General features: G+C 37.5%; 13 protein-coding genes. 12 read left to right on the plus strand and 1 reads right to left on the minus strand.

Features of this window, described 5'->3' with window-relative positions:
* The first annotated feature begins 34 nt into the window (after positions 1-34).
* The 8 genes from tig (at position 35) to MHB51_RS01280 (ending at position 13,159) form a co-directional block, all read left to right on the plus strand.
* The gene (gene tig, locus MHB51_RS01245) at positions 35-1,321 is read left to right on the plus strand and encodes a trigger factor (RefSeq protein WP_066162351.1); all 1,287 of its coding nucleotides are present in this window, start codon (positions 35-37) and stop codon (positions 1,319-1,321) included.
* A 297-nt stretch (positions 1,322-1,618) separates the two neighbouring features.
* Positions 1,619-2,887, plus strand: a complete 1,269-nt coding sequence (gene clpX / locus MHB51_RS01250; protein WP_066162354.1) for an ATP-dependent protease ATP-binding subunit ClpX — start codon at positions 1,619-1,621, stop codon at positions 2,885-2,887.
* 219 nt (positions 2,888-3,106) lie between these two features.
* A complete protein-coding gene (gene lon, locus MHB51_RS01255) occupies positions 3,107-5,425 on the plus strand; it encodes an endopeptidase La (RefSeq protein ID WP_342558815.1) in 2,319 nt (772 codons plus the stop codon).
* Positions 5,426-5,429: 4 nt separating this feature from the next.
* Positions 5,430-6,011 carry a ribosome biogenesis GTP-binding protein YihA/YsxC gene (gene yihA, locus MHB51_RS01260; RefSeq protein WP_107942909.1) on the plus strand — a complete coding sequence of 194 codons (582 nt, stop codon included), beginning with the start codon at positions 5,430-5,432 and terminating at the stop codon, positions 6,009-6,011.
* 378 nt (positions 6,012-6,389) lie between these two features.
* Positions 6,390-6,563 (plus strand): YjfB family protein, encoded by a 174-nt coding sequence (locus MHB51_RS01265; RefSeq protein ID WP_107942908.1) that lies wholly within the window; start codon positions 6,390-6,392, stop codon positions 6,561-6,563.
* 280 nt (positions 6,564-6,843) lie between these two features.
* Positions 6,844-8,511: a hypothetical protein gene (locus tag MHB51_RS01270; RefSeq protein ID WP_342558816.1), complete on the plus strand. Its 1,668-nt coding sequence runs from the start codon at positions 6,844-6,846 to the stop codon at positions 8,509-8,511.
* Between the two features lie 242 nt (positions 8,512-8,753).
* On the plus strand, positions 8,754-10,187 hold the full coding sequence (locus MHB51_RS01275) for an S-layer homology domain-containing protein (RefSeq protein WP_066162365.1): 1,434 nt from the start codon (positions 8,754-8,756) through the stop codon (positions 10,185-10,187).
* Between the two features lie 11 nt (positions 10,188-10,198).
* Positions 10,199-13,159 (plus strand): vWA domain-containing protein, encoded by a 2,961-nt coding sequence (locus MHB51_RS01280; protein ID WP_342558817.1) that lies wholly within the window; start codon positions 10,199-10,201, stop codon positions 13,157-13,159.
* Between the two features lie 70 nt (positions 13,160-13,229).
* Here the strand turns inward: MHB51_RS01280 and MHB51_RS01285 are convergent, their stop codons facing one another.
* Positions 13,230-13,898 (minus strand): ABC transporter ATP-binding protein, encoded by a 669-nt coding sequence (locus MHB51_RS01285; RefSeq protein ID WP_066162369.1) that lies wholly within the window; start codon positions 13,896-13,898, stop codon positions 13,230-13,232.
* A 799-nt stretch (positions 13,899-14,697) separates the two neighbouring features.
* On the opposite strand from MHB51_RS01285, the gene comX reads away from it, so the two are divergent.
* From comX to hemA, 4 genes are all read left to right on the plus strand, one after another.
* A complete protein-coding gene (gene comX / locus MHB51_RS01290) occupies positions 14,698-14,856 on the plus strand; it encodes a competence pheromone ComX (protein ID WP_342558818.1) in 159 nt (52 codons plus the stop codon).
* Positions 14,857-14,859: 3 nt separating this feature from the next.
* Entirely contained in the window at positions 14,860-17,085 is a 2,226-nt protein-coding gene (locus MHB51_RS01295) for an ATP-binding protein (protein ID WP_342558819.1), read from the plus strand.
* Positions 17,069-17,686 (plus strand): response regulator transcription factor, encoded by a 618-nt coding sequence (locus MHB51_RS01300; RefSeq protein ID WP_107942904.1) that lies wholly within the window; start codon positions 17,069-17,071, stop codon positions 17,684-17,686. The genes MHB51_RS01295 and MHB51_RS01300 overlap by 17 nt, the downstream gene beginning before the upstream one ends.
* 372 nt (positions 17,687-18,058) lie before the next feature.
* Positions 18,059-19,399: a glutamyl-tRNA reductase gene (gene hemA, locus MHB51_RS01305; protein ID WP_066162378.1), complete on the plus strand. Its 1,341-nt coding sequence runs from the start codon at positions 18,059-18,061 to the stop codon at positions 19,397-19,399.
* The last annotated feature ends 303 nt before the right edge of the window (positions 19,400-19,702 follow it).

Below are 19,702 nucleotides of genomic sequence, written 5' to 3' on the forward strand. Positions count from 1 at the left end.
TAAACAGAGCAATTTAATTTTGGAGGTTATATATATGTCAGTTAAATGGGAAAAACAAGAAGGTAACCAAGGTTTATTAACAATCGAGGTACCAGCTGAAAAAGTAAACAAAGCATTAGATGAAGCATTCGCAAAAGTTGTAAAGCAAATTAACGTGCCAGGTTTCCGTAAAGGGAAAATGCCTCGCCCAATGTTTGAAAAACGCTTTGGTGTTGAAGCACTTTACCAAGATGCTTTAGAAATTATCATTCCAGATGCATATGCTAATGCAATTGATGAAGCTGGTATTGAGCCAGTTGATTTCCCTGAAATCGACGGAACTGAAAACTTTGCTAAAGGTGAAGACTTCACATTCACAGCAACAGTGACGGTTAAACCAGAGCCGAAACTAGGAGACTACAAAGGTCTTGAAGTAACGAAGCTTCCAATAGAAGTAACAGATGAAGAAGTAGAAGCTCAAATCGAAGCAGAATTAGCAAAAAAAGCAGAGCTTGAAATTAAAGAAGACGAAGCAATTGTCGAAGGTGACACAGCAGTTATCGATTTTGAAGGCTTTGTAGGTGACGAAGCTTTTGAAGGTGGTAAAGGTTCTGACTACCCATTAGAAATTGGTTCAGGCTCATTCATTCCAGGCTTTGAAGAGCAATTAGTAGGTGTGAAAGCTGGAGAAGAAAAAGATGTTGTTGTTACTTTCCCAGAGGAATATCACGCTGCTGAACTAGCTGGTAAGGAAGCTACTTTCAAAGTAACTGTGAAGGAAGTAAAAACAAAAGTATTACCTGAATTAGACGATGAGTTTGCAAAAGAATTAGATTCAGAGGTTGAGAGCGTTGAAGCTTTACGCGCAAAAATCAAAGAAACAACTGCAGCACAAAAAGAAGCAGATTCTGAAGCGGCATTGCGTGATGAATTAGTTGAAAAAGCAGCTGAAAACGCTGAAATCGATATCCCACAAGCAATGATTAATTCAGAAGTTGACCGCATGGTACAAGAATTTGAACAACGCCTTCAAATGCAAGGTATGAACCTTGAGCTTTACTACCAATTCTCAGGTCAAAATGAAGCTGCATTACGCGAGCAGATGACTGCTGATGCTGAAAGCCGCGTACGTGTGTCATTAACATTAGAAGCTATCGCAGCTGCTGAAAAAATCGAAGTATCTGAGGAAGATATTAAAGCAGAATTAGAAAAAATGTCTGCACAATTTGGTATGACAGTTGACCAAATTACGGCTGCATTAGGTGGCACGTCTGTTTTAGAAAACGATATTCGCACTCAAAAAACAGTTGAATTGCTAGTTGAAAGCGCGAAAATTTCTTAATCTACTATACATTGTGATTGGCGCCATTCAAAATTTTGTGCGTACGCTCAAAATTTTGAGAGGCTCCATCTTCATTTAGCGCACTAAATAAAATGACAAAAAGTATTCATCTCCACCTTATAGGGATGGCTATCTTTTCCTAAATGAAGATGAAATTACTTGCCAAATAATTATAGATAAAACAAGGTGCGTTGTTTTGTACCTTGTTTTATCACATATACATATGAAAGCAGTCAATATATTTGATAAAGGACAAATAATCTTGTAAGATTGAAGCTTGAATAGGGGTGAAACAAATTGTTCAAATTTAATGATGAAAACGGCAATTTAAAATGCTCTTTCTGTGGAAAACCACAAGAACAAGTTCGTAAGCTGGTAGCAGGACCAGGTGTATATATTTGTGATGAATGTATCGAACTGTGCTCTGAAATTGTTGTAGAAGAGCTTGGAGTAGAAGATGAAATCGACTTCAAAGATATTCCAAAACCGAAAGATATTTTAGGGATTTTGGATGAATATGTGATTGGACAGGAGCGCGCTAAAAAAGCATTAGCTGTAGCGGTTTACAATCATTATAAACGCATTAACTCAAATGCTAAAATCGACGATGTGGAATTGTCGAAATCAAATATTGTGTTAATTGGGCCAACTGGTAGTGGTAAAACATTATTAGCACAAACATTAGCACGTATTTTAAACGTACCATTTGCGATTGCGGACGCAACTTCTTTAACAGAGGCAGGCTATGTCGGAGAAGACGTAGAGAATATATTATTAAAGCTTATTCAAGCGGCTGATTATGATATCGAGCGTGCTGAAAAAGGAATTATTTATATTGACGAAATCGATAAAGTGGCACGTAAATCAGAAAATCCGTCAATTACGCGTGACGTATCTGGTGAAGGTGTGCAACAAGCATTGCTAAAAATTTTAGAAGGTACTGTAGCAAGCGTTCCTCCTCAAGGTGGTCGTAAGCATCCACATCAGGAATTTTTACAAATTGACACATCAAACATCCTCTTCATCGTAGGTGGCGCATTTGATGGTATTGAACAAATTATTAAACGCCGTCAAGGTGAAAAAGTAATTGGTTTCGGCTCAAATCCAAATAAAGTGGAAGAGGAGCAAGGTTCATTATTAGCTCAGCTTATTCCAGAGGACTTGTTGAAATTTGGTTTAATCCCAGAATTTATCGGGCGTTTACCTGTATTAGCAAGCTTAGAGCAGCTAAATGTAGATGCACTTGTACAAATTTTAACAGAGCCGAAAAATGCATTAGCGAAACAATACCAAAAAATGCTTGAACTTGACAATGTAGAGCTTGAGTTTGAAGAAAAGGCGTTAGAGGAAATTGCTAAATTAGCGATTGAGCGTAAAACAGGCGCACGCGGCTTACGTTCTATTATTGAAGCAACAATGCTAGATGTAATGTTTGAGCTACCATCACGTGATGACATTGTAAAATGTGTGATTACTGCTGAAACAATTATCGATAAAGCAGAGCCTAAATTGCTACTTGCAGATGGTACTGAATTGAAAAGAGATAACGAAAAAACGTCTGCTTAAAATAGTACAGCGAACAATCGAAGCTGACATCGAACGTGCATCAGCACCAGTAGGTAGTCAGCTTTTCTCTATATTGTCAACAGCTATTAGCTAGCTTTTCTTCATAATTGATTGTACATAAAAATGATTCATGTCCGATAACAAATAAAGATGTTGAATTAAACACATACTATAAAAAGCGGGTTGTTACGGATTGATATAGATGGAGGTGAATCCCGCATGAATAAAATGAAAGAAAATATACCATTATTACCATTAAGAGGCTTACTTGTTTATCCTTCAATGGTGCTACATATCGATGTAGGGCGGGATCGTTCAGTTGCAGCATTAGAGCATGCGATGTTGAATGAAAGCTATATTTTTTTAGCGGCACAAAAGGATATGCGTGTAGAAGCGCCTGAAAAGGAAGATTTATTTAAAATCGGCACGCTAGCAACAGTGAAGCAAATGTTAAAATTGCCAAACGGTACGTTGCGTATTTTGGTGGAAGGTGTTAGCCGCGCGCAAGTAAAGCGATATAAAGAAGATTTTAAATTTACAACTGTAGATTTAGAGCTATCGGAAGATTCAACATATAAAGACCCTGAAACAGAGGCTTTAATGCGTACTTTATTAGTTTATTTTGAAAAATACGCAAAAGTGTCAAAGAAAATTACAGAGGAAACGATTGATTCTGTTATAGACATTACAGAGCCGGGGCGGTTAGCGGATGTTATCGCGTCACATTTACCGTTAAAAGTGCAAGAAAAGCAAGAAATCCTAGCTATTTTTAATGTCAAAAAACGCTTGGATAATTTAATTATTCGTTTACATGATGAGCAAGAAATTTTAGATTTAGAAAAGAAAATTAATACAAAAGTAAAACAAGCGATGGAACGCACACAAAAAGAATATTATTTGCGTGAGCAGATGAAGGCGATTCAAACAGAGCTCGGTGACCGTGATGGCAAGATGGGAGAAATCACTGACTTGCGCAAGCGCATCGATGCTATTGGGATGCCAGAATCAACAAGGAAAGTAGCGTTAAAAGAGCTTGACCGCTATGAAAAATTGCCAGCGGCTAGTGCTGAAAGTGGCGTTATTCGAAACTATGTAGAATGGCTAGTATCGATTCCGTGGAGTGAAAAAACGGCGGACCGTTTAGATATCGTCCATGCAGAAGAAATTTTAAATCGCGACCATGATGGATTAGAGAAAGTGAAGGAACGTATTTTAGAATATTTATCTGTACGTCAGCTAACGAATACTTTACGCGGTCCGATTTTATGCTTAGCTGGTCCTCCGGGTGTTGGTAAAACAAGTTTGGCACGTTCAATTGCAGAGAGCTTGGATCGTAATTTTGTCCGCATTTCACTTGGTGGTGTGCGAGACGAATCCGAAATCCGTGGACACCGTCGAACGTATGTCGGAGCTATGCCGGGACGTATTATTCAAGGAATGAAAAAAGCGGGAACAATTAATCCAGTCTTTCTATTGGATGAAATTGATAAAATGTCGAATGATTTTAGAGGCGACCCTTCTGCTGCGATGTTAGAAGTGCTTGACCCAGAGCAAAATAATACATTCAGCGACCATTACATTGAAGAAACATATGACCTATCAAATGTCTTATTTGTGGCAACTGCCAATGATTTAAGTACGATTCCTGCACCGTTACTTGACCGAATGGAAGTTATTTCAATTGCGGGCTACACGGAATTGGAAAAGACGAAAATCGCTATGAATCATTTAGCGCCGAAGCAAATGAAAGAGCATGGCTTGAAGAAAGCCCAACTCATTTTAAAGGAAGAAGCGATTGTCGATGTTATTCGCTATTATACACGTGAAGCAGGTGTGCGCGGTTTAGAGCGACAAATTGCCACGATTTGCCGTAAAGTTGCCAAAATTATTGTTTCTGGTGAGAAAAAACGAGTGACACTAAATGCTAAAACATTAATGGATTTACTTGGTAAGCATCGCTATCGTTATGGGCAGGCTGAAGAGGAAAATCAAATAGGCGTAGCGACAGGTCTAGCTTATACATCTGTTGGCGGAGATACGTTGCAAATTGAAGTTTCTTTAACACCAGGAAAGGGTAAAATCCAACTGACAGGTAAATTGGGAGATGTAATGAAGGAGTCTGCACAAACCGCTTTAACGTTTGTTCGTTCTTTAACAGAACAGCTTGGTGTTGATACGGATTATTTTGAGCAGCACGATTTACACATTCATGTTCCTGAAGGAGCTGTTCCAAAGGATGGGCCATCCGCTGGTATTACAATTGCAACCGCAATTGTCTCCGCAATCACGAATAAGCCAATTAAGCGGGAAGTCGGTATGACGGGAGAAATTACGTTGCGTGGACGTGTATTGCCTATAGGTGGTTTAAAGGAGAAGTCGTTAAGCGCCCATCGCGCAGGGTTAACAACCGTTATTTTACCAAAGGATAACGAGCGTGATATTGATGACATTCCAGAAACGATTCGCGAGCAACTTACATTTAAACTCGTGTCACAAGCAGAGGAAGTGCTTGCATTGGCACTTGACGGAGGTTTTTAATCACATGAAAGTCCATAATGTCGAAATGGTCATTAGTGCCGTTAGACCAGAGCAATACCCAGAAGATGGACTGCCAGAATTTGCTTTAGCAGGTCGCTCAAACGTCGGAAAATCTTCATTTATTAATCGAATGATTGGACGCAAGGCGATGGCGCGTATTTCATCCAAGCCAGGAAAAACGCAAACATTAAACTTTTATAAAATCGAGGAGCAATTATTTTTTGTCGATGTACCAGGTTACGGCTATGCAAAAGTTTCAAAATCAGAGCGAGCTGCTTGGGGAAAAATGATTGAAAAATACTTTACCGGACGAGAATTATTAAAAGCGGTTGTGCTAATTGTCGATTTGCGTCACTCACCAACTGGAGATGACCAGATGATGTATGATTTTTTAAAGCATTACAATATTCCATGTATCGTTATTGCAACAAAGGCAGATAAAATCCCAAAAGGTAAATGGGATAAACATAAAAAAATTGTTAAAGAAACACTTGATATGGACCCAGCAGACAAACTGATTGTCTTCTCCTCTGAAACAGGATTAGGCTTTGAGCAGGCATGGGGAGAAATTGAAGCATATATATGATAAAACGACTGGGCTGCCCGAATTTTTCGGGTAGCCCAGCTTTCGTTATGTCAATTTAGATTAGCGAGGCGTAATTAAGAAATACGTTCCCTGTATATAAAAATGCCCACTGATTGAGAGCTTAATTTATGTTAAAATGAAAGAAAATACTAGAAAATTCATGATTATAGCCGATGAAATAGAGAAGAGGATAACTATTTCTGCAATGAAAATAACAACAGAAAACAGGTCGTGTGTCCCTATCTTTTTAGAAGAGTTCGTGAATGGTTATTTCTTTAAATATATATGATAGTGTAAACTAGACGGTTTATCTTTGAAGAAAACAATCAAATTTTAGTGTTAGTGACATATGTTTTTCATGGAAAGGAGGTTGATACAATGGATATCGCAGCATTAGCAATGAATATGAAACAAGCCCAATTAATGCAACAAGTTTCAATCGCTGTAACGAAGCAGGCGATGGAGTTTCAAGAGCAAAGCACCGAGCAACTATTAGAGGTAATCGATGCACCGCACCCGAGCTTAGGGCATGCAATTGATGTTTCTGTATAAGGAAATCGTCCAATCAATTCTAACTTTAGTCCAGATTTTTTCAAGCTATTTGGTGGAGGTTAACCTAAAACTGTCACGTCCTGTGACAACAGTTAACTTGCATCATGCCAAAATCTGTGACATCCGCCAGAGGCTTTAGGCCAACACGATGTTGGTCACTTAGTCGTTATCTTAGTATGCGATGTTCTCAGACTGAGTTTCTATGGTCAAAACAGTAGCTGAAAGAAATGAAATGAAATGGACATTACATAGGAATTTGCAATAAAGAGGAGGAAGCGCATTGTTAAAAAAAGGAACAAAAATGCTCGTAATGCTTGCGGTTTTATTAAGTCTCATAATACCAGCTCCGCAAGCAGAAGCAGCGACAACATATACATTTATTTCTGCATCATATAATGAAGCGGTTGGGAAAGATGGGACTGTTACAAAAACATTGAGCGGTGTTACGCTGGAGAATAGTCGAGGCAATCGTAGCACATTTAATATGGATAATAGTGCTAAACTTTATATTAACAATACAATGACGACGATTGATGGCTTTAAATCAGGCATGGAAGTAACCGTCAAGGTAAATTTGCGAAGAGTAACAGAAATGCGTGGAACTTCGGCTGTTGAGCAAGGCACAATTGCACCAAATAGCAAGCAAACGTATGGAACAGTGACAAAGATTGACCCGAATGGCTTGTTTGTAACGATTAAAATGGACGGTGCAAAAGAGCAGGATTATTATGTGAACAAAAATACAAAATTTATAAAGGGCTCCTCCACATATGATTTAAGTGCGTTGTATGAGGGGGACCGCGTAAAAGTGAAGTTTTCAAGCCCATCTACTTCAATTATTTCTGAAATGGAAATTATCGTAACAGGTGTGCAAGTAGCGAATGTTTATAAAGCAAAGCTACAAACAGTTAATACTTCTGCGAATACATTTGTCGCACAAAACGCGCATGCCTTCACCAATTGGCTATTTGGCACTTCAGAAAAAACAGCAATGAATACTTTCACATTTGATAATAATACATCGATTTATGTTGGTAATGAAAAGATTGCAAAAAATCAGTTAAGAAACTATCAAAATAGTGAGCTTTATTATGTTACAACGAAGCAGTTTGGCAAAGAGGTCGTAAAAAAAATAGTGGTTTTACAAAATAATGAGCGCACTTACTATGAGCCATTAACAGCGGTAAATACATCTTTAAATTTCTTGCGACTTGGTTATGCAGGTCAACTATATTTCCATGAAGGCTCTATTTTAATTCGCAACGGTCGCTTAGTGGAGCCATCGACTTTAGCTGCATATGGTTCTGCATATGTAGTTACAGATGGTACGACAAATAGCCGATTTGCACATGTTGTCAATATTACGAATGATAGCTTTACATCACCAAATTTAGCGCAGCATGGTCTATACTTCGGTGAGCTAGTATTTGTTGATATGGATAATTATTTAGTGGAGATTGATGGCTTAGAGCTACTTGAAAATAATTACTGGGTGCCGAAGTCGACTACTACATTCGCTTATAGCAACAGTTCACACATGGTAACAAATGTGCGCAATGGTGTTATTTCAATTGTGCCAAATATGGATTTAATTGAACATGAAGGGGCATATGGCTATTACTATGTAAAGGATGGTCATATCCAAGCATTGCATGTACTTACTCCATCCCAGAAAAAATCAGAGCTTGTGTTAACAGGTCGCATTCAAGATTTCCGTACATTGACGAGCAATGGAAACGAAACACGCTTAATGAATGTTAAAGATGTTAGTCAATGGCTGAATGGTGAATGGATTGATAACGGCTCTTTAACAAATGTCATGCTCGATCAGGCGATGATTATTAAAAATGGTAAAGTGATTAAAGCTTCAGAGCTAAAAGCATCAGATCGTGTCGTATTATTTACGAATGCTAGCTTCGATGCACATGTTATTTTAGTGAATGAGTAAGATTGAAAAATGAAAATAGTGAAGGGGTTGTCGAGAAAGATTAAGGTCTCTCTAACACAATCAAAAATGCCGATTTACTTGTTCACTTTAAAGCTGAAAGAATATGCCTTAAAGTTAGAGATAATAACCATTTTATAAATGGTTATTATCCAAAGTAAAGAAGTAGAAGGCATCTAAAAAATGACATGTTAGATCCCTTTTAGACATCCCCCTCTCTACTATTTAATAAAGGAGTGTAGAGTATGAAACAGCGTCAATGGTTAGTCACAATCGTCTCCTTACTGCTATTTACAGTTGTTCTTTATTCAGGAAAGGCTCATGCAAATACGATTGATCTTAACGGTGGGGTTAAAAATGAAAATACATATGAAGAATATATTTTCTTAACTGGACAACCTATCAAATTAACGGGTTCTAATAAAAATGTCTCTGTTACAGTTAAAGAAGGAAAAGACAAGGTAACAGAAACATATAAGTTAACATTGACAGGGGCAAATGGTGAGCAGTTATCACGCCAATTTACATATGTTTTTGATGTAACGAATTATGATCAAATTGGACAAAGCACTGCAACAGGCGAAGTGACAAAATATACGGAGAAAATTACGATTGGCAATAAGACGTACACATTAACAGATTATCAATTTTCCAAAAGTGCAGTAACAGATAAGCGCCCAGCATCTGACTATTTTTCGGGGAATGCGGTTGCACGTAAAACGTATTCTGTAAAACAGGGTAGAAATACGAGCGAAATGATAGTGCATATCGATAGCCGCAATGAAGGCTATGAAAATTTCTGGGGAGCGACAGAAACACAAATTACTGAGTATGAAATGATTTTTGAGGACGGGGCAGTTGGTACAGTGAAAAACCGCGTATCCTCATCTAAGTCTAGAACATTAAACTATGAGGAAAATGCCTCTACTTTATCTAGCTTTTACGGCGGGTATGTTGTAAATAGCACAGCGGATATTATTTCTGAATATGATTACAAGTTACCTAAGAGATCTGGAACGGTATCGCTTAATTTAAAAATGATGCCACGTGTCGAGCGGTTAATTGTTCCAAAATTTAGGGATTTATCAAGCCATCAAGCAAAGGATGCTATCGAGAAGTTATATTCTTTAGGTATTTTAGATGACCAATCGAATTTCTTCTCACCAAATACGCCTATGCAGCGCTATGATTTTACGGTGGCGATTGGCAAGGCTATTGATTTACGTGTACTTGAAGAAAGTACAAGCGGGAAAAAAACACCTCCTAGTATTTTTAATGATGTGAAACGTACGACAAAAGATTACGGCTATTTAGCATCTGCTGTCAACAAAGGAGTTGTGACGGGAATAACGCCATCTAAATTTGACCCTAATGGCTATTTAACGCGCCAGCAAGCTGCTGCCATTTTAGTGCGTGCACTCGGCTTAGAGGGGAAAGCTCCTGACCCTGGCTTTAAAACAAATTATCGCGACGATGCTAAAATAACAGGTTACGCACGTGATGCGGTTTATGTTGTATCAGAGCTCGGCTTAATGACAGGTGACTCTGTAACGGGCAATTTCAATCCGAAGCAAAACTTAACACGTGCACAAGCTTCATTAATTATGATGCGTTTCCTTGAATATTTAGAAAATGATTTAAAACAAAATTTCCGCGACGATATTTTATTCTTTGACTAAGGGGAGGCTACATGGATACTATGAAAAAAACATGGATGATTATACTTTGTTCAGTGCTAGTTTTGGCAACATGGCTTCCACTTACAGCACCGGCAAATGCCGCAGCAGTATCGATTTCAGATGTTGACAAAAATAGCGAAAAATATACGGCAGCACAATGGGCTGTTGAGCAAGGCTTAGTGCAACTTTCAGGCAATAAGTTTCAGCCGAATGCAACTGTCAGCGAGCAGCAAATGCTAATGATGGTTGCACAGCTTGATAAAAACTATCATTTTAGCTATACAAATGACATGATTTACACATATTACGCGGATTTAAACTTGCCTATTTACGGTGCAAATAATGCGGGACGTCGTACTGCAAACGCAACACGAGGACAGTTTGCTCGTCTTTATGCGGCAATGAATAGTCTGGATTTGTCGGAAGTCCAAGCAGTGCAATATTTGTATACACATGAAATTACAACAGGTTTAACAGGGAAAAAAACATTTGATGACTATGCTGCAACAAAAGCAATTACGCGCGGCGACCTTGTTACATTTTTATATCGCACAGTAAAAAGTGGGGGAATAGCTATTGAGGGCTTGCATGCAGCCCCATCTGGTAAAGATAATAGCAAGGTGACATTACCATTAAACTTCGTCAGCTCTAATGGTACGGTAGAATTAACTCCACCACCTAAGACGGATAATGGAAATTCAAACAATCCAAGCGCATTTAAAGCTGTTCAAAGCATTAATGTTTCTACTGAGGAACTAACAGCGAACGGTCTAGATGCAGCAGCCATTTCAATTTTACTAAAAGACAGCTATGGGAATGACATTCCTTATGACACAACGCTGCAATTCAAAGTAACATCTAAAGTAGGCGCACGTATTGTTGAAGCACCCCCAACAACTGGTTCACAGCCAGAGAACAATGCAGGCAGCAGCACAACGACGATTTTCACAGATGGTGGCGAGCTAAATGCTTATATTATTGCACCTAAATTAACAAAGTCTGAAAAGGATATCATTACGTTTGAGCTTGTGAACAATAATGAGACGAAATTTGCCAGCTATCGTAACCAACAAATTGAAGTAGAGCTACGCTATGTACCACGTGCTGAGGTACGCATTTCATATGAGGTGTATGACCCAGACCAGCCAAATGGTGGTGGCAATGTTGTGCCAGGTCCTAAGCCATTACCAGCATTACCTGTTGGTAGAGCTGATGGTAATACAATCCAAGCAATTCCATTTACACCAAATGGCATTATCGAAGTTCGTGACTATGACCCTGATGAACTAACGTTTGACGGGGTGAAGTGGGAAAATTATACGAGTTCTACAGGGCAAATTGTCAACGGTCGTGTAAGAGATAATGCCATTCAATATGAGAATGCGGAGCTTCGTATGGATAATCAGCTTATTTCTGTTTGGCTCTTCGAACAAATTTTAGAACGTATGATTAATGAGTATGATAAAGTGAATGTTTTCTACACAATTAATAGCGAAGGACGAGCTGTTTATAATTTACAGGACGTAATGGATGAGAGCTTCACAAGTCAATTTGAATCAAAAATCCATGCATTAATCGTTCATTTATTAACATACTTCCCGCGCAATACGAATGATTTAACGATGGCTCATTACGATAGTGTAAAGGCTGTCAAAGCAATTTTTGACTCTTTAAGCCGTGCAGACCAAGATTATTTATCGAAAAATTATAAAGATACTGTTGGGAATTTAAGCGGTTATAACGCGAAGGTGGACAGCTTAAAAGAAAGCCAAGCAATTGTTGAGCGTCCAGAAGGAATGGAACGCTATACGAAAGTCATTGTGAACTTAGTAGCACCCGGTGGACGTGTTATTACGGATTATAAAGGAACAGCAGAAATCGAGTTTAATGGGCAGCGCAAAGTAGTCTCATTCAATACCAACACAACAGACTATAATAGTGGGACAGGCTATGCTGGCTCGGCTGTCGCCTATTTCGATTCAATTATATATGGTTCATCGACTGCAACAGCAGCGCTTATTTCGTCCAATATTGACCCGCGTTATCGCGATATGTTTAAAGAATTAATTGGTGTACCAGTAAAAGAAAAAATCTTCACAAACTTTAAGTTTACACAAAATAAATGTACGCTTGTAACGGAAGTCGCGTTTGTTGTTGACCAATCAGGCTCAATGCGCAAGCAAGACCCGAATAATTTCACAGCAGAAAAAACAAAGCAGCTTATTCGTCAAATTGGCTCGAATAATAATATCGTCGTTCCATTTGCTTCAAATCCAGGCTCTGTTGTTAAAGGAACCGCGACGAATTTAGCCAATATGGAAGGGTTTATTTCATACGATAAAATGACTTCACGTGGAACTAATATTGCAAAAGCTGTACAAACAGCGCTTGACAATTATTCAACAGACAATAATGTATCAAAATCGATGGTATTAATTACGGATGGTAAAGCGCCGAATGCACAAGTGGAAAGAATCATCGATAGTGCGAAAAAAGCAAAGGTGCAAATTCATACAATTGCTGTTGGACCAGCGAAAGACGTCAATACAGCTATTTTGAAAAAAATTGCCTCTGAAACAGGTGGTCAAAGTTATCATGTAACGGATATCGAGCGTTTGCATAGCGCATATCAGGCAGTTGTCGATGCAATTTTATGTCAAACTTTCGTTTCTGACGCAAGCTGTGATACGAGTGCGGGTCTATTTAATGCAGCGACAGTCGATATTACACGTTCAACGGTAATTATGACAGCCGAAATCAATGAAAATTGTACAAATGTAGCATCTGTACAAGTACGCTTTAGCTCTGTGAACGGAGATGTCAACTATGATTTAATCGATCGTGGTCAAAATATTTTCAAAGCAAGCCAAGCAGTTCGCAAATTTAACCGTTTCGACTTATACAACGAAGTAATCTTCCGCGCATTCGACCAAAACGGCAACTTAATTGCAGATAAAGAAGTAAAACTATAATAAAAAACGAGCAAGGGACCGCCTGAAAAGTGATTTTGAGACGGTCCTATATGCTCGCTTTTTTATTTCCTTAAAAATCGGCTACCAATTGCTTATTTTTTAATTTGTACACATAATCGGCATACTTGGATGCTGCTTCATCATGTGTGACGTTTATAATCGTTTGTCCATTTGCTTGGAATTGTGCTAATAGCCTTAGTAGTGAGTTAGTCGCATCATTATCTAAATTATTCGCAGGCTCGTCACAAATAAGCACATCAGGATTGTTAATTAACGCTCTTGCAATTGCTATTCTCTGTTTCTCGCCATTAGATAACTCTGCAGGAAATCGCTCAAATAGTTTGGAGTGAATACCGACTTGCTCTAATATAAGCTCAGCTTTTGGATATAAGATTTTTTTCGGCTCATCAAAAATAAGCGGTAGCATGACATTATCCAATACAGAATAATTCGGTAAAAGCTTAAAGTTTTGAAAAACAAAGCCGACGTGTTTACTGCGATAATTCCTTCTTGCCTTCTCACTTAATTGATAAATATGAATATCATTGTATAGTACATCTCCGGTAGTAGGGGGTAGTAGACCAGCAATACAGCTTAAAAATGTTGATTTCCCTGTGCCTGAAGGACCGATGATTGTATGCCATTGCCCTTTTTGAATCGTTAAGGAAATATTATGTAAAATATCAATTTGGCCTGATGAATTAGTGAAGGATTTGCTAAGATTGTGAATTTTAATCATGATATTCACCTCGATTGTTATAATAATGAATTATGGAATATTTTTAAGTATATTATTTTAGCATTTTGGACAGTAGCGATGATATTTCACAAAATGTTGATTCATATAAACAGCAAACGCCTCTTTTAAAAATGGGATGAACATTGGCTTTAGCAGCGTTATCCCTCAGCAAAAGGAAAGCGATGAAAACATTGATTTCAATGCGGTGGCAAAGCAAAGTGGACTTTTCGGACAACCCCTTTATTTTTTGCTATAGTGCATGCGGTATCCCTAGGTTGCTATAGCATAGCACGGATATTTTCCCTTTGCACCGTCAATATACCGCCATTTTTTTGTCGGTATCCGCCATTTTACCGCCAAATTGTCGAAAAATAAAAAATATATCTACACTTTATTTTTAATTTCGCTAAAATAAATAATAGAGAGTATTTTAAAACTATTTTAATTTCTTTCAGCGGGTGTCTAAACACCCGCTGAAAGAAGTTAAAGCCTCCGGCGAATGTCACGGATTTTGAAAATTCTAGACGCAACTACGCCGAGGCGAAATGGATTGATGGGAGGTGGTTTAGTACAAAAGAGGGATAACCAGCTTAAATGTCATTTTGAAGAAATAGTAACTTTAGAAGCTAGTGTTGATGAACAATTAGTATTTTACAGCAAATTAACAACGATTTACGCCACGGCAAATATTCATTATTTATTTACTAGATGCTAATATTGCACCAAACATTGACTGAAGACGCTATAACAAATGTTGAAAAAAACTTACTAAAAAATGATGAAATGAGGCTGATTTAATATGATGAAAATGATTCAATTTTTACGTGACAATATGGACATTGCAAAGCTATTACATGAAGAAAAAGTATCTCTAGTTGGCGTTACGGCACAAGAGCAAGAAGCGATTGTAGAAGCGTTTGCGGAGGAGGTACATGCTAATAGTGAGTATTGGCGTTAATAAATGAAAAAATGGTATTTACTATCACTAATTTATATGGGGCTAGGTATATATTTATCTATCGTTGCTTACCAAGCCCCATTAATTAAAATAACACTTCAGCAACAAAATGATCAATGGATTGTTGAGTTACCATATTATAAAAAATGGGCATCAGAGCATAACATTGAAGTTGGAGATATAGTATTGGATGTTGATGGTATACAAGTAGATGATAGTCCCATGGTTCTACTTGTTGGATCTATTAGGGCTGCTAATGAACTAACAATAGAAAAGCAGGATGGTACGATAAAGAAAATAGAAGTTCTGCACAGAGATTTGTTAGAACAGTTTTATTTACATGTAGTATTGCCTATTGGTTACTTCATTATTTCATTGGGAGCCACTCTTTATTTATATAAAGGTCATCGAAAGATTGAAAGTATTAAATGGTTAGTTATATTTATGTTAATGGTAGCGTTAACATATTTAAGTAGTGTGGCTTCAAGTAAGGCAAATTTTATAGGGAATATTGTGAATTCCGGGAGTATTATCCTTACGCCGCTTACACTATTGCAGTTTTTAAAAAGTTATTATAATTATTTACATATTAAATGGTCATTTATAAAACGGATTGAAGCCCTATATATACTACCGATAGTTTCGCTTATACTATGTAGCATTGAAATATTGTATCCAAGCATGAGGAGCATTATTTCTCTAATTTTACTTGCAACATCATTCCTACTTTTTTCATTTCCACTATCGATATTGCTATACAGCTATTATAAAGAACGTACCGTTCAATTACGCTTATTAATTTTAAGCGTAATTTTGCCGTTTTCACCATTTTTATTGCTGTTCGTGTTGCCAGAGGTGCTTTGGCAGCGTCCGATTTTACAGGCGGAATATAGCATATTATTTGTACTATTGATTCCGTTTTGCTTTATGTTTTTACGTGTGACCGAGAGATTATTTGATATTCATTATTATATTACGCGGACAAACTATTATTTAATGGCCACGGCGATTTTAACTGTATGGCTTTATATAGGCTTATATTTCTTATTGGAAAAAGAGTCTAGCTGGGAAATTGTCTTTTTCTTATTTATTTCTATTCTTCTATTTTTCTACATAAAGGAAAAGGCGGATGTGAAATATCGTAATATTTTATTTACGCCAAAGGGCAATACGATACGACAGCTTTCACGAGCGATTAATCAAATGAGTGAAGCATATAAAGTGGAGGAGCTTCTTGCGATTTTAAAGCAGGAGGCTATCAAGCATTTGGAAATAGAAAACATCGAAATTGTTGCTTTTGACGAAAAAGAACGTAAAATGCCTGTTTGCTACACAATAGAGAGTGAACAAATCCAGCAGCTACAAGTAGGAGAAGTTATTAAGCTCTCGAATGAATATGTGGCGCTTATTCATCAGGAGCCGCATATAAAAAGGTTGCTACTTATCGAGCATCGTAACGTGATTCGCTTAAAGGATGAGGAGCTTTTATGGCTAAAATTATTGTTGAAATATACGGAAAGTACAATTGAAAGCCTGAAAAAAATCGAAGAATTATTACAGGAATTGAGAAATGTACAACAAACAGCGGAACAGGAGCCTGTATGGTTGAAGAAGCTAGTATGGTTAAAAGTGGAGCAGGAAAAATATTATGTTGCACAGGAATTACATGATACGGTATTACAAAATTTAACACATCTTACACGTGAAATGAGTTTATTGCTGGAAAATGATGCAGCTATATCAGTCCAAGGGCTGTATCAACAAATGCAAAATAATGTACAGGATTTACGCTCATATTGCGAGACATTAAAGCCGCCTGTATTAGATAAACTGGGATTGACAGTAGCATTGAGTCAGCTTGCGCAGCAAGTGAGCAATAAAGCAAATTTTAAATTATCTACAACCTTTGAGCGTGTTTATTTACAGAATGAACAGCTACCTTTAGTCATTTATCGGATTGTGCAGGAGCTACTGAATAATGCACTGAAGCATTCTGAGGCAGAAAAGGTAACGCTTTCTTTACAGGAGGTAGATGAAGGCTTTGAATTAATTTATGAGGATGACGGCATTGGCTGTACACTCGAACAGATGCTACAGACAGACTCTTTAGGTATAAGAGGCATCCGTGAAAGAGTAGAGGCGTTTAATGGAAAATGTCGCATAGTGACAAACATAAATGAAGGTGTATTTATTCACATTATTATAGAAGGGCATGAAGAAGATGATTAAGGTGCTTATTGTAGATGACCATCCCATTGTGCTAGAAGGGTCAAAGCGATTAATGGAATCGGCTGATGACATCCAAATTGACACGGAACTACAGGCTAGTAACGTGATAAATCAGTTATCCACAAATCACTATGATGTTTATTTACTCGATGTGAATTTAGGTGAATACGATGGCATTTCTTTAGCACAAATGATTAGGGAGCAAACGACTGCACGAGTCATTTTATATACAGGAAACGACCCGACAAATTATTATTCACTTATCGTTGAAAAGAAGGTGGATGGGGTAGTCTCGAAAATGGCGACGCGCTTTCAAGTAATTCAAACGATTCGTGCAGCGACCCAAGGACTTATTATGATACCAATGGATTTCCTCGATTACATTGATTTTAATAGCAAGGAAGAAATTCAGTTGACCGCAAAGGAAAAAATGCTTGTTTCGTGGCTACAGGAAGGTTTGACAAATAAAGAAATGGCGGCAAAATTGCATATATCTGTACGTACGATTGAGCGCTATTGGACGCAGCTATTTCAAGTTTTAGGCGCAACATCTCGTGAATCGGTGCTGGAAATTGTAAAGGAGCAGAGGCTTCTAGAGTAAAGAAAAAACTTGAGGCTGGGACATAACTTTATTATTTCGAAAAATGAAGAAAATAGATAACAATTTTTCAGCTTTATGGAGTTAAATATTCCATCTTAAATCGAAAAAATGTTAGACCAACTAGATTGTGGTCTAACATTTTTTCTTTTTGTCCCAGCCTCTTTTTATATGTACGTTGCAATCAATATAGTGCTCACGTTAAAGCAAGCTTATTGAAAATGTATATGAAATTTGTTAAACTTATTTTAGAATGATTCTAAAATAGTAATTACGTTCATAGCATGTTCACAAAACAGGTCGTGAAAATAGGCGTTTTTGTGTTACAATATGAATTATGAATTATGAATTAGAATGTGTGAGGTGTGGGGGTTCATGCATACTTTAATTGTAGGCTTGAATTATAAAACAGCGCCAGTAGAAATTCGAGAAAAGCTATCCTTTATTGAAAGCGAAATACCGAATGCGATGGAGGCGCTACAACAGCAAAAGAGCATTTTGGAAAATGTAATTGTATCGACATGTAACCGTACAGAAATATATGCGGTTGTAGATCAATTGCATACAGGACGTTATTATATTAAACGTTTTTTAGCAGAATGGTTCAATATTTCAATTGAAGAGTTTGAAGGGCATTTATTCATTCATGAAGAACAGCAGGCAATCCAGCATTTATTTAAAGTAACCGCTGGTATTGATTCGATGATTCTTGGTGAAACGCAAATTTTAGGGCAAGTGAGAAATAGCTTTTTACAAGGGCAGGACCTTGGTGCAACAGGTACGGTATTTAACCAATTATTTAAGCAGGCAGTGACATTTGCAAAACGTGCGCATAATGAAACAGCTATTGGTGAAAATGCGGTATCTGTATCGTATGCAGCAGTGGAGCTAGCAAAGAAAATTTTTGGCTCATTAAAGAAAACACATGTAGCGATTTTAGGTGCTGGAAAAATGGGAGAGCTAGCCATTCAAAACTTATATGGTAATGGTGTAGGTAAAGTAACGGTCGTGAACCGTACATTTGAAAAAGCACAGGATTTAGCTAGTAAGTTTGATGGGACAGCAAAATCAATGCAAGAGTTGCAATGCACGCTACTTGATGCGGATATTTTAATAAGCTCTACAGGTTCGACAAATTATGTCATTGATTATGAGCTAATGCAATATGTGGCACGCATGCGCAAAGGGCAGCCGTTATTTATGGTTGATATTGCAGTTCCGCGTGATTTAGATCCACGCATAGCAGATTTACCGAATGTCTTTTTATATGATATCGATGATTTGCAAGGGATTGTGGAAGCTAATTTAGCCGAGCGTGAGAAGGCTGCTGAACAAATTACACAAATGATTGATTATGAGATAGTCGAATTTAAAACATGGTTAGCAACATTAGGTGTAGTGCCTGTTATCTCTGCATTGCGTAAAAAGGCTAGTCGCATTCAAGAGGAAACGATGCTTAGCATTGAAAATAAAATGCCAGACTTAACAGAGCGTGAGCGTAAAATTTTAAGCAAGCACACAAAATCAATTATTAACCAGCTATTGAAGGAGCCGATTTTACAGGCGAAGGAAATGGCGAATTCTTCAAAAGCTAATGAGCAATTACAATTATTCCAAGAGATTTTTGGTATTGAAGATGATGTGCAAAATGAAGTTGTTACACATATGAATGGGAGCAAAGTGCAAGTCCAACCAAAGCTAGCATTTGAATCATAGTCATCAATAAATAAGAGAACTTTTGCGATGAAAATGATAAAAATTGAAATAAGTTTTCTGTGCAAAAACGAATCGAGCAGTGTTTTATTTTAACAAATACTAATCGCTCATTTATCGTGATAATGAGGGAAAACAAAATAGAAGCGTTTTCATATCTGTATGGTAAAATAATAGATAGGGGGCTGTCGAGAAAGCAGGTTGGCACCTGCCTTTCACGACAGCTTTTCTTATGCTCTAAAAATGTGTTATTATGCTATTGGAAGCTTGATAAAATTGGAATTTTGATGATAAAAGAAGGGATAC

Source organism: Metasolibacillus sp. FSL K6-0083 (assembly GCF_038630865.1).
Taxonomy (GTDB): Bacteria; Bacillota; Bacilli; order Bacillales_A; family Planococcaceae; genus Metasolibacillus; species Metasolibacillus fluoroglycofenilyticus.

Coding starts and splice junctions, on each gene's coding strand:
- tig (WP_066162351.1), top strand. CDS start 35: ATGTCAGTTAAATGGGAAAAACAAGAAGGTAACCAAGGTTTATTAACA.
- lon (WP_342558815.1), top strand. CDS start 3,107: ATGAATAAAATGAAAGAAAATATACCATTATTACCATTAAGAGGCTTA.
- yihA (WP_107942909.1), top strand. CDS start 5,430: ATGAAAGTCCATAATGTCGAAATGGTCATTAGTGCCGTTAGACCAGAG.
- MHB51_RS01265 (WP_107942908.1), top strand. CDS start 6,390: ATGGATATCGCAGCATTAGCAATGAATATGAAACAAGCCCAATTAATG.
- MHB51_RS01275 (WP_066162365.1), top strand. CDS start 8,754: ATGAAACAGCGTCAATGGTTAGTCACAATCGTCTCCTTACTGCTATTT.
- MHB51_RS01280 (WP_342558817.1), top strand. CDS start 10,199: ATGGATACTATGAAAAAAACATGGATGATTATACTTTGTTCAGTGCTA.
- MHB51_RS01285 (WP_066162369.1), bottom strand. CDS start 13,898: ATGATTAAAATTCACAATCTTAGCAAATCCTTCACTAATTCATCAGGC.
- comX (WP_342558818.1), top strand. CDS start 14,698: ATGATGAAAATGATTCAATTTTTACGTGACAATATGGACATTGCAAAG.
- MHB51_RS01295 (WP_342558819.1), top strand. CDS start 14,860: ATGAAAAAATGGTATTTACTATCACTAATTTATATGGGGCTAGGTATA.
- MHB51_RS01300 (WP_107942904.1), top strand. CDS start 17,069: ATGAAGAAGATGATTAAGGTGCTTATTGTAGATGACCATCCCATTGTG.
- hemA (WP_066162378.1), top strand. CDS start 18,059: ATGCATACTTTAATTGTAGGCTTGAATTATAAAACAGCGCCAGTAGAA.